We start from the raw sequence: 11,250 nt of genomic DNA, 5'->3' as shown, positions 1-11,250 counted from the left end.
GGACTTCAACCGGTCGGGCCTCAATGAAGGGCTGCGCCCGTAGGCGCAGCAACAGGGTGCCGTTTTCGGACCCGCTGGCCTGCAACGATAGCGAAGTTCGCGAACCCTCGTCCGCGACACCCGACACAGCAAGTCTACCACCGGACCATTACACCCATCGCAGACTCGTGACCTGCGGAAACGACATGCGAAGGGTCCCCGGGATTTTCCGCGGCGCTAAAGAGTTCGCGCTCACGGGGTTGGGCTCAGATGACCAGCGGCCCGTGCCCGGTGAACGACCGGGTCACACCGATGAACTCGATCCCGTCACCGCGGGACAGTGGGCCGAGGTCGCAGATGAGGAGCGCATCGACCGCCAGGTCGAGCTTGTCGGTGACGGCTGCTTTCAACCGGATCAGCTTGGCCGGCTTGGCATCGACGATGAAGACGCTGTACTGCAGCCGGTCCCCGTACGATTCCAACGTCTTGGCCACCCGGTTTCGGCGGGCGTCGGACTCGACATCGTAGGCGAGCAGGTACCGGTGCACCTTGTCGCTCACCGGATGATGACTCCTTGATAGCGCTCCTGCGTTCCGTCGAGCACGCCGAGCACGAGCCGTGCTTGAATCTCCATCGCCCGCCGCCACGTGACACGGTAGCCGAAGATCGGATGGCGGAACTCGGTAGCCACACGCCGTTCGTACGCCGCGATCAATGTCGACCTGGCGCCGTCGCGCAGGCGCGCGGACCCCGTGACGGTCGAGAAGGAAGCCGCGTCCAGTTCTCCATTGTTGAACGCACCGATCACAGCCGATTCGGCGACCGGCGTCCGGAACTCCTCACACAGGTCGAGCGCCAACGCCGGCTTGTTCCGGTTGCTCGAATGCAGAAACCCCGCGTGCGGGTCCATGCCGCACGCGACCACCGCCCGGATGAGATCGGCCGTCAGCAACCCGTAACAGAAGTTGAGCGCGGCGTTCAGCGGGTCGGTCGCCGGGCGCCGCGTGCGCCCGGCGAAACCCAGCGGTTCGCGAACGCCCGGGCTCAGCATCGTTGCGAACTCGGCGAAATACTTGGCCGCAGCGTCACCTTCCACGCCGAAGACGTCGTCCAGGTCCCGGGCCCGTGCGACACGCCGTTGCAACGCCCGTAACTCCCCCACCACATGCGGGACGTCACCGTGCCGCCGGAGCAGGGTGGCCTGATTCGCGATCTTCGCCGTGATGAAGGCACGCGCAAGCTCCAAGTGGCCACGGTCGGAGGCAACGTGCTGCCGAACCCGCGGCCCACCGTTGGGCGTGCTGGCCGATGACGCCCAGCCGATGACACGCCCCGTGCCCGAGCACCACACGACCGGAACCCGCCGCCACAACAGCTCCCGCAGCAGTCCGCTGGAAACGTCAATGTTCCCGTGCAAGACCAGCGCGAACAGCCGCTCGATCGGCAGCGTCCCCAGGTCCTCATCCCCCTTCAGCACGCGGACTCGCCCCGAACGCAACGACACGCGAGCACCGGGCGTGGCGACGTGCAGTACCTGCGCATCGGGATCTGCGACGAGCACCCGTCGCGCGACCGGTGACAGCTTCCGCTCGTCGGGAAGACACACCCCCGCATGCGAGCAGGTCCGGCAGCGAGGATCGTCGACCAGAGGTTCAGGCGCCGTTCCTGAGGAAAGCATCGCACGCAGGTCCTCGACATGTCCCCGTGCCGTGACGACGTCGTCCTCGGTCACGTTCACGTCGACCCTCGTCTGATGATCGACGAAGTACACAGCAGCTCCACGTACCGCGAAGCCGGCCTCTTTCAACGCCGTGGCCTGCAACGCCAGCTGGACGGCCACCGGCTCGGTCACGGTCGCACGTTTACGAACGGGCGTCGCCTTGTACTCGACCACGGTCGCGTGTCCACTGTGGTCGAGCTCGACGGCGTCGCAGCGGCCGCTCACGCCCAACGTCTCACTGGCGACGTCCACGGATCGCAGCGAATCGGGACGCGATCGTTGCGGATCATCGCTGGCGCGATGGGCGGCAATGCCGTGCGCCATCTGCCGGGTGTCGGTCGTCTCCCCCATCGCCTCGAGCCAGGCGCGGCGCGGGCAGAACACATGGTGTGCGACCAAGCTGATCGGGATCGGGGCGTCACCGGCGGTCATAACGGAATCGCCTCCGCTCTCAACGCCCTGCGTTCCGGCGCGTTGTCACTGCCGAACCGTCCGATCGGAAAGCGCAGAACGCCGATCACACCCCGAGCGCGCAGCCACGTCGACGCCACTCTCCCGTCGAGCGGATCGTAGTCGTCCAATCCTGTGGCCGCGGCGTCCCGCAGCTGCGCCGAGGCCAGGATCGAACGTACCCGCGCAGGCCGCCAACGGCCCCGCCACACGGGCACGTAGAACCATTCGCGGCGACTCCGGCCCAGATGTCCACTGGTGACCGCGGTGCCGGGCACCCGGTGCGCCAGGGGGAACCATCCGATCCCCCACAGCGCACACCACACGAGCGCGTTGTCCACCGGGCCCGGGGTGGCCATGCCCGTCGCCGACACACTGTCCGGCTTGCCGCCGAGTTCGTCCGACACAGCACTGCCGTCCAACCCGGACACGATCCGGCCGGGCTTGCGGCCGAGCAGCTTGTCGGTGAGCGGCCGCAGCCTGTTCCCGACGAACTCGGATCCACGGTTGCGGGGCTGCATCTCGAACCGGCTCGCACCGTCGTCCTGCAACAGGTCGTTGCGCCGGTTCACACTCCAGTACGACGGCTCCCCCAGCGCCGTCAGATACCGCAGGTCGCCCCACAGGTGCTGTGCCGCGAGCCGGTCCAGAACGTCCTCGCGCGCGGCCTGGTGGCGCCGCCATTGCTCGTCGTCCGTGAACGCGGTGAGCCGGGGACTCATCGTGCCGCGCCCGTCGCCGTTCGCCTGCGTCACCCATGCACGCCGGCCTTCCAGGTGGGCCCGCAGCGCGTCCTCGATGACGTCCGGTTCGACGCCGTCCCCGGACAGGACCGGTCTGCCGTCCTCCCACCCCAGAGCCACGTCGAGGCCGGCCTCGTCGAGGATGTCCCCGAGACCGTAGAACGCCATGTGGTGCAGCAGCACCTCCTGATCGGCGCCGGCCATCACGAAACGCGTCATCGTCCCTCCGCCGAGATCTGGCCGTCCGTCGCACGGAGCACAGCCTCCAGGTAGGCGCATATCCACACGCCGTAGCGACGCTCGGTCCGCTCGATCAACTGCGGCCAATCTCCCTCGTCGAACAACGCCGTCGCGAGTGCGCGTGCGGCGTCGCTGTCATCCCGGCTCATCAACTCCCCGGCGACATGGGGGAACTCGGCGCGGCCGTGCCCGTGTGTCGTCCCGACCAAGCGCGCGACGAGTTCACGGTTGTGGCCCGGCGACAACTGTGGCCACGCGTCGACCACCGAACGCTGCTCGTGACGCCAGCCCATCGGCAGGTCGGAGGACTCCTGTTTCCGCCGCAACGCCGCGCGCGCGGGCGTACCGGCGCTCTTGGCCAGCAACGTCGTCGCGTCTCCGCCGAGTCGGCGCTGGAAACGCGGGTCCGCCTTCCCGTCGTCGTGATGCTCCGCGGCTTCCCTGAGCACGTCACACGTGTCCTGCGGCAATCCCAGCAGCCGCGCGAGCTCCGTGGCCCGCTGACCCACGGCCTTCTGGTGCTCGTCCAGAGGAACGGGGTCGGTGTTCGGGGTCCACTCCTGCCGGACGTATTCGTCCGCCGCCGCGCGGCGTCGGTCGATGACGACGACCCGGCGCGGAATCCGGTCCTCGTCGCGCTGCACGACCACTTCGACCCGGCTCCCGTCGCGGACGAGGTCGCGGGCCGCTTCGGCCATGCGCCCCCTGGCGTGTGTGTCGAGCCAGTCCAGCACGACGCCCGCTTCGTCGACGTCCCGTTCCGGCTCGTCCGCAGCAACGTCGAGGCGGCCTGCCAGTTCCGCGGCCGCCTCATCGACCTCGTCACCGCCCGGTTCGTTTCGTGGAAGCTCGCACCGGTACACCACCTCGCCCGGCCGAAGCTCCGACGACAACTCGGCGACATCCTCGAGCACGTCCCTGGCCGGATGGCCACCCGAGTCCGTGACGACCTGAGGTGTCTCCTCCTGTCCGTCCCGGCCGGGGGCGGTGAACATCGGAGTGGGTTCGTCGACCACGACGACGTCGCCCGGGCGGATCCGCGGCCGGTCGGTACCGGCCTCGGTCCGATCCCACGCCAGAGGCGCAACCTGTTCGCCGCGCACCACGATCGCGTACGCCCCGTCGTTTCCGGCTGCGGCAACGGCTTCTCGCGCCGTGCCCAGCGGCACGCTGAAGGTTTCGTGCCGTCGGGGAGGGAGCAGCGACAGCAACTCGACGGCCTCCGTCGGGTCGGCGGGAAGCTTCCGCACGACCACCCCGACGTTGAAATCGGGGTCGAAGTCCTCGGCCAGCCAGAGTTCGAGTTCGGGGTCGGACGCCAGGTTCTCGCTCGTACGGGCCCAGTGCCAGGCGTCCCCCGGCTCGGGGCGTTGCAGGAGACGCCGCCGCGGGCGCGGGCCGGGTGGCGGGTCGTCCCGCAGTGCCCAGGGCGCCAGCCCTTCCGGGGCGGCCGCGCGTCGTTCGATCCATTCGTGAGCGGCGATGAGGTCGTCTCCGGCGTAGGGGCCGGAGCGGGTGTCGCTCCGCAGCCCCTCGTCGGGCACGACCACGACGACCGGACCCTCGTCGCGTTCTCCCCGCCGGTTGACCCGGCCCGCGCGCTGAGCCAGGGCCGAACCGGCCGCGAGATCGGTCACGATACCCGCGAGGTCGAGATCGACACCGACCTCCAGCGACTGGGTCGACACGATGACGTCGACGCCGGAATTGCCGCCGGGTCCCAGCACCCCCGGGTACGTGTTCTCGAGCCGTTGCAGGTCGACCGGGCGAACCTGGCCGCAGATCAGGACGACCGTCAGGTCCCGGTCGCGCATATCCCGGAGCCGCTGTGCCACGTCGACGGCACGCGCGACCGTGTTGACGAAACAGCCGACCGTGCCGCCGAGGCCACGGTCGGCCAACTCCACCGTGCGCTGCGCGAGTTCGCCGACGACCTTCGCCGACGGGTTCGGTGCCGCCCACTGCTTGACCGGCACCAGCTCCACCGGCTTCGGCCGGGTCAACCGGGCACGCAGCGTCCCCTCTTCGGCCAGGTCCGCGTCGTCGACCCCGAGCCACGTGCCCGCGGCTCCGTCCGGCGTTGCGGTCGTTTCGACCACGTGCAGCGGTGAGGGACCGTGCCACTGGCGTTCGGCGAGTGTGACGAGTTCACCGACCCGCCGCGCCGTGCGCAGCAGTTGCCGCGACAGGTGGGCTTCGTCGATCAGTGCGGCCGTGTCGACGGCCAGCAGTCCGGCTTCGCGCGGCCACGAGCGCGCGGACGAACCGTAGCCGCGGAACAACAGCCGGCTGCCGAACATGTCCGGGGTTGCGCACAGGACCGCCGCCGCCGTCGGATGGTCCGCCCACCGGCGGGACGGCGGGACCCCTCCACGGAGCCGCGCCACCAGCAGCGGTGACGCGGCTTGTCCGGGTGAGTCGGCGTGCTCGTCGGCACGTCCCTGCACCTGCCAGAGCTGTTCGGCTACCGCACGCAGTACCGACGAGTCGCCGGGTTCCGCGAGCCGGTCGGCGAGCGCGCGTGCGTGCTCGTACTGGTCGTCCACCAGCACCCGCCGGTTCACGACCATCGCCAACCGGCGTGGCGGCAACGCGCCGCCTTCCGCGGCGGCGACGGCGAGCGCGAAGACATGGACGTCGATGGCGGACGTCTTGCCCGACCCGGTGGGTGCGACGAGGGCTTCCGGCCATCGCCGGGTGGTGAGCACTTCGTCGAGGAGGCGCCATTGCCACGGGAACGGCTGGTGTCCGTGGTGCAGTTCGGCGAAGAACGCGCCGAAGTCGTCGCGTGTCACGCAGTTCTCGGAGTTCACGCCCACTGCTCCTCCACCCATTCACCCTCGGGACGGTCGTCGGGTATCAGCAGGCCGCCACCGAGGTGCCGCGACTGGCCGATCGCCTGCACGGTCTGCGACCCGCCGAGGTCCCCGAGTGACAGCCATGCCCGGTACGGCCGGACCACGGCGTGCGGATTGACGCGGTGGACGTAGTTCTCCGGACGAGCGCCACGCAAGGGGTGGGCCGCCACGACCGCGGCGCCTGCACCGGTGACCGCTTCGACGAATCCGTTGTCCCGTTGCCCCCCTCGGCCGCGGGGTTGTGTGATCAGCGGTGTGCCCTGCCAGACGAACCCGAGCGACAGCAGGGCGGCGTGTGTGAACGTCCAGCCGTCCCGGCCACGGGTGTCCGGCACGGCCGGCGGGCTGGTACGCCACAGGCGCACGGTGCCGGGGGCCGGTTCGTACCAGAACCGATCACCGGCCACGACCTCGACGCCACCGGCGACCTCCACCTTGCCGATGCGTCCTCCGACCCGTAGCTCGCGCACCATCGACACGGCGCGGTACACCGCCGCGGCGTCGGCGGGCTCGGCCTCCCGCGGCACCAGGACCGCGAGGGCCGGACCGCCGTGGCCGGGCAGTTGCGCGGGAAGGTCCCGGTCGATCACGTGGATCGCCACCCGGTTCGCAGTGCGGCGGACGCCCTGCGGATAGGAACCGGTCAGCACCGGCGGGGCGCTGCCGTCGGTCGCGGCGAGGAGCTTGATCAGTGCCCGGTGCGCGGCCACCGCGACCCGGACGCGGGACGACTCCGCGATCTCGCCGCGGAGCGGCACCAGGAGCACATCGGTCCACGGGGCCGTGTCGGCGTGGCGTTCTCGGGCGCGGTAGCGGGCAGGGCGCACTGCGCGCCGCGGCGGCACCGAACTCAGTGCACGTTCGTCCGTACCGGCTTTGCTGGTGCCGACTTTGCCGGAACGTTCGGCTCGGTGCGCGGCGGCCAGTTCGTCGACCCGTCCGGGTGCCGGGATGTCGACCGTCGCACCCGGTTCCCTCGTGAACGTGTCGGCCTGTGTGTCGAGTTCGTGTGTCGGTTCCACATCGCTGCCGGGTTCGCCTGCCGTCAGCACCACCGGGGATTCGGTGGTGCCGAGGTAGGGAACGTCGGCGCACAGGGCACGCAGCGCCTCGGCGACCGGCTCCGGCGGTGACTCACGCCAGGTCCATACGAAACTGCCGTTGACCGCGACCGCGGTGCGTTGTTTCGGCAGTTTCCGGATCCGTTTCGTCTTGCCGGTCTTGCCGATCGTCCCGTCGTCCCGGTACTCCACCGCATCGTTGGTGCTCACCCGGATCTCCGGGATGCGCACGTCGGTCGGAGGGTTGTTCTCCAGCCAGCGCAGCGCGGCCTCGTCGTTGTCGCAGGGACCCAGTTCGCCGTCACTTTCGACGGCACGTGGTCCGAACCCGGCAGCCGCCAGCAGGGCCGAGTGCAGCCGCGCCACGGACGGCACCCGGTCCGGGGTCGCGTCCGGCCGGCGTGCTCGATAGGTGCCGAAGGGGAATTCGGCCTGTATCGAGAACGCCATCAGTTGCCTTCGGCGTCGTCGTCTGCGGCACCGGCGGCGATCGCCGGATCGCCCGCCACCCGCAGCACGACCCCGTTCCACGACACCCCGGCCACGCTTTCCGCGTGGTCGAGGGCGCTGGCCAGCAGCGCGTCGGCGGCCTCGATGCCGGGGGCGGCGAATTCCGTTGTCGTGCCACCTCGTCCGAGCATTTCCATGCGGGTCGGGGAGGTCTCGACGAGGTCGCAGTTCGCACGCAGCACCAGTTCCGCGTCCGAGCGGGCCAGCCCACTCAGAGCCAGGCTGACCAGCAACGCGCGACAGGCAGCGTCCCCTTCGGGTCCCGCTCCGAACCGGATTTGGCGCAGCGCCGCGAAGCTGAGCACGTGCGATCGCACGATGCGGCGGCAGGCGACGCCGGCCAGTGCCTCCAACGACGGCGGAATCCCGCCGAGGCCGGCGTTCGACGTCTTGGCTCGCTTGTCGCCCTTGGCCGCGGCTGCGGCTTTCGTCAACGTCTCGAAAGTCTTGCCGCTCAGTTCGACGCGCTGCCGCTCGGCCAGGGCTTTGAGTTCCGGGCCGCTCAGCTCGATCCGCATCCCCATGGGGTCGACCCGCGCGCCGCCCTTGCGTTCCGGCTCGTTCGAATTGGCCGGCTTGCGGCAGTACCCGATGATCTCGCCTGCGAGGAGACTGCGCCAACGGCCTTGGCGTGCGGCGCGCGTGGAGTCCCACGATCCGAAGACCAGGCTCGCCGGGCTCGTGTCGAACAACGCCCGGGCGTTGGCCGGGCTGGCGTCCCTGATCGCCCGGTACTGCTCGTAGGTCGGGGCAGGGCTGCCATCCACCGAGCCTGCGCGCACGTGCCCGTCGAAGGCACGGTGCGGCAGTTCCAGATCGGACAGTTCGACGGTCTCGCCGTTGCGTTCGTACTCGACCACCAGGCGGGGCAGGCGCGACAGCACGGGATGCCCGTCCCGGATCGCTTCGGCCAGCGCATGCTCGACCCGGTTCAGCTGTGACTGCTTGGAATCGATGATCACGACGTCGGACGGGTTGCCGTCCTCGTCGTACCGCGTCTCGTAGGCATAGGTCCCCATGTCCGACCGCGCTGATGCGAACTTCGCGGGCGCCACAGAGGCATGCGGGCCGGCGGCCGGCTCGAGTTCGGTCACCGATCGCAGGCAGTTCGCACCGCCCACCTCGACCGCTGACAACAGGTCGTCGAGCTTCAACGTCTCCACTGATCGTCTCCTGTGATTCGGGGATGGATAGCCGCAGGCACCCCGGGGTTCGTTGCGAGCTTCCCGTCCGTTACGGATCGGACCGAATTCGCTTCCACCGACTCTGCGAACGGTCGCCTTCAGCAGAGCCAACGCTCACGTTCCACCGAGAAAGCCCCCGCGCCCACGACGGTGGCGGTGGTACCGCTTCGGAAAAGACTTCGAAGTCCCGCACCGAGGCCGTTCTGAACGCCCACCACATTAAGGCGAGCCAGGCCAGGTCCCGTAGGACATTGACAACAACGGCCGCAGCCATCGCGACCCCCAGCCAGTTCACCATCGGCCCGACCTCGGATTGAGTGTGGGGAACCCGGACGAATATGCCTACAGCTTCGATGCCTCTCGACGAGACGCCCCTAATGAAGAATCCGGGCTCCCCATGAGTACCTAGATGCCTTTCGACTAGACGGTACTAGACCAATCATACACGCAGCCTGGTCGCCCAACGCGACGGCTACGACTCAGCGACCCCGACGACCCCTCGCAAACCTTTCAGCAGGCCAACCGCTCGCCGCCACGTTTCTCGTGCGCCGTCGACCTGTTTCACCAGTCACTGCGAGCGAGGGGCCGCGATCTCCGTTACCACCGCAGCGCACCAGGTGCGTGATCGCTACCCTGTTGCTGCGCCTCCGGGCGCAGCCCTTCATTGAGGCGGGCGCCCTACCTCGACGGTTGCTGCGCCTACCGGCGCAGCCCTTCATTGAGGCCCGACGACGCAGCACGCGGCGGCGGCCCGCCCGACGGACCGGTTGCTGCGCCTACCGGCGCAGCCCTTCGGCCACGCCACGATGCAGCGCGACACTGCCGCCGACAGGGCCGGTCGTTTGCCGGGCGGTCACCGGCGCATCGTTCCGGTGTCCACGAATCGCTGGTGCCAGGACAACGCCTCGCCGAGCAGGTGCGGCGTGTGCTTCCCGAAGGCGGACTGCATCGCCCGGTCGACGTAGTCCCGCAGCATGGGCCGGAAATCCGGGTGCGCGCACCGCTCGATGACCTGCTCGGCCCGGCGCCGCGGCGAGAGTCCGCGCAGATCGGCCAGCCCCTGCTCGGTGACGATCACATCCACGTCGTGCTCGGTGTGGTCGACGTGCGAGACCATCGGCACGATCGCCGAGATCGCCCCACCCTTCGCCACCGACGGCGTCACGAAGATCGACACGTGCGCGTTGCGCGCGAAGTCGCCCGAGCCGCCGATGCCGTTCTGAATGCGACTGCCCATCAGGTGCGTGGAATTGATGTTGCCGTAGAGGTCGGCCTCGACGATGCCGTTCATCGCGAGGCATCCCAGTCTGCGCACGACCTCCGGGTGGTTGCTGATCTCCTGCGGGCGCAGCAGGATCCGATCGCGGAACTGCGCGGCGTCCCGGTTGAAACGGTCGACCGTCGCAGAACTCAACGAGAACGCGGTCGCCGACGCCATCCGGAGTTTTCCCGACTCGAGAAGGTCGAGCATGCCGTCCTGGATCACCTCGGTGTAGGCCGTCATGCCGTCGAACGGCGCGTCACGCAACCCGGCGAGCACCGCATTGGCCACGTTGCCCACACCGGACTGCAACGGCAGCAACTCGTTGGGAAGCCGGCCCGCACGAACCTCGACGTCGAAGAAGTCCAGGACGTGCGCGGCGATCCGCTCCGCCGTCTCGTCGACCGGAGCGAACGCCGAGTTGCGGTCCGGTGCCTCGGTGGGCACCACCGCGATCACCTTCTCCGCCGGGCATTCCAAATAGGGCACTCCGATGCGATCCTCCGTGCGCGTGATCGGCACCGGGACACGGTTCGGCGGCAGTGCGGTGCCGTAGTAGACGTCGTGCATGCCCTCGAGGTGCTCGCTCTGCCACGAGTTCACCTCCAGGATCACGCGGTCGGCCTGCTCCAGCCAGGTCTTGTTGTTGCCGATCGACGACGAGGGGATCAACCTGCCGTCCTCGGTGACACCGCTGACCTCGACCACCGCGACGTCGAGCTCGCCAAACACGCCCTGCCACACCTGTTGCGCGACGTGCGAAAGGTGGATGTCGGTGTAGTCCATCCGGCCGTCGTTGATCTTGGCGCGCGTGACGGGGTCGGACTGGTAGGGCAGGCGCATCTCGACGCCCTCGACCTCGGCAAGAGCCCCGTCGAGTTCGGGTGCGGTCGACGCCCCGGTCCACAGCCCCACCTTCATCGGCTCGCCGCGCGCCTCCGCCATCGCGACCCGCTTGGCCAGCGCCCCCGGCACCTCCTTGGGATACCCCGCGCCCGTGAAACCGCTCATTCCGACGTTGTCGCCACTGCCGATCAGGGCCGCCGCAGCATCGGCGTCCATCACCTTGGCCGCCAGCTCGCGATTCCGAATGCGCCCGGTCATAAGCCGTCCTTCCGCCACAGTGAGGTCGAACAGGAGTGAGGTCGAACCGGCCACCCCGCTCGCCGGTGGCCCGATCGGCCGCCGAGCGTAAGCGCAACCACATCCACTTCTCGCTGTGACCTGACCCACCGCGGCGTGTC

The 11,250-nt window shown here is 69.2% G+C and carries 7 protein-coding genes; all 7 read right to left on the bottom strand.

Annotated features, from left to right (window positions below):
- Positions 1–245: 245 nt before the first annotated feature.
- Positions 246–539 (bottom strand): CRISPR-associated endonuclease Cas2, encoded by a 294-nt coding sequence (gene cas2, locus LY13_RS19880; protein WP_253830118.1) that lies wholly within the window; start codon positions 537–539, stop codon positions 246–248.
- Positions 536–2,131, bottom strand: a complete 1,596-nt coding sequence (cas1, locus tag LY13_RS19875; RefSeq protein ID WP_301299394.1) for a CRISPR-associated endonuclease Cas1 — start codon at positions 2,129–2,131, stop codon at positions 536–538. The genes cas2 and cas1 overlap by 4 nt, the downstream gene beginning before the upstream one ends.
- Positions 2,128–3,111: a hypothetical protein gene (locus LY13_RS19870; RefSeq protein WP_253830117.1), complete on the bottom strand. Its 984-nt coding sequence runs from the start codon at positions 3,109–3,111 to the stop codon at positions 2,128–2,130. The genes cas1 and LY13_RS19870 overlap by 4 nt, the downstream gene beginning before the upstream one ends.
- Positions 3,108–5,945, bottom strand: a complete 2,838-nt coding sequence (gene cas3g / locus LY13_RS19865) for a type I-G CRISPR-associated helicase/endonuclease Cas3g (RefSeq protein ID WP_253830116.1) — start codon at positions 5,943–5,945, stop codon at positions 3,108–3,110. Before cas3g ends, LY13_RS19870 begins: the two co-directional genes overlap by 4 nt.
- Positions 5,942–7,501, bottom strand: coding sequence for a type I-G CRISPR-associated protein Csb2 (csb2, locus tag LY13_RS19860; protein ID WP_253830115.1), 1,560 nt, complete (start codon positions 7,499–7,501; stop codon positions 5,942–5,944). Before csb2 ends, cas3g begins: the two co-directional genes overlap by 4 nt.
- Complete coding sequence (gene cas7g, locus LY13_RS19855; RefSeq protein ID WP_253830114.1) at positions 7,501–8,724, bottom strand: type I-G CRISPR-associated RAMP protein Csb1/Cas7g; 1,224 nt, start codon at positions 8,722–8,724, stop codon at positions 7,501–7,503. The genes csb2 and cas7g overlap by 1 nt, the downstream gene beginning before the upstream one ends.
- Positions 8,725–9,598: 874 nt before the next feature.
- Entirely contained in the window at positions 9,599–11,110 is a 1,512-nt protein-coding gene (scpC, locus tag LY13_RS19850; RefSeq protein WP_253830113.1) for a succinyl-CoA:acetate CoA-transferase ScpC, read from the bottom strand.
- Positions 11,111–11,250 lie beyond the last annotated feature (140 nt).

It is taken from the genome of Prauserella aidingensis, assembly GCF_024171865.1.
Taxonomy (GTDB): Bacteria; Actinomycetota; Actinomycetes; order Mycobacteriales; family Pseudonocardiaceae; genus Prauserella; species Prauserella aidingensis.
Note: the sequence above shows the minus strand (reverse complement) of the source record. Positions and strands in the feature narration are given on the sequence as shown.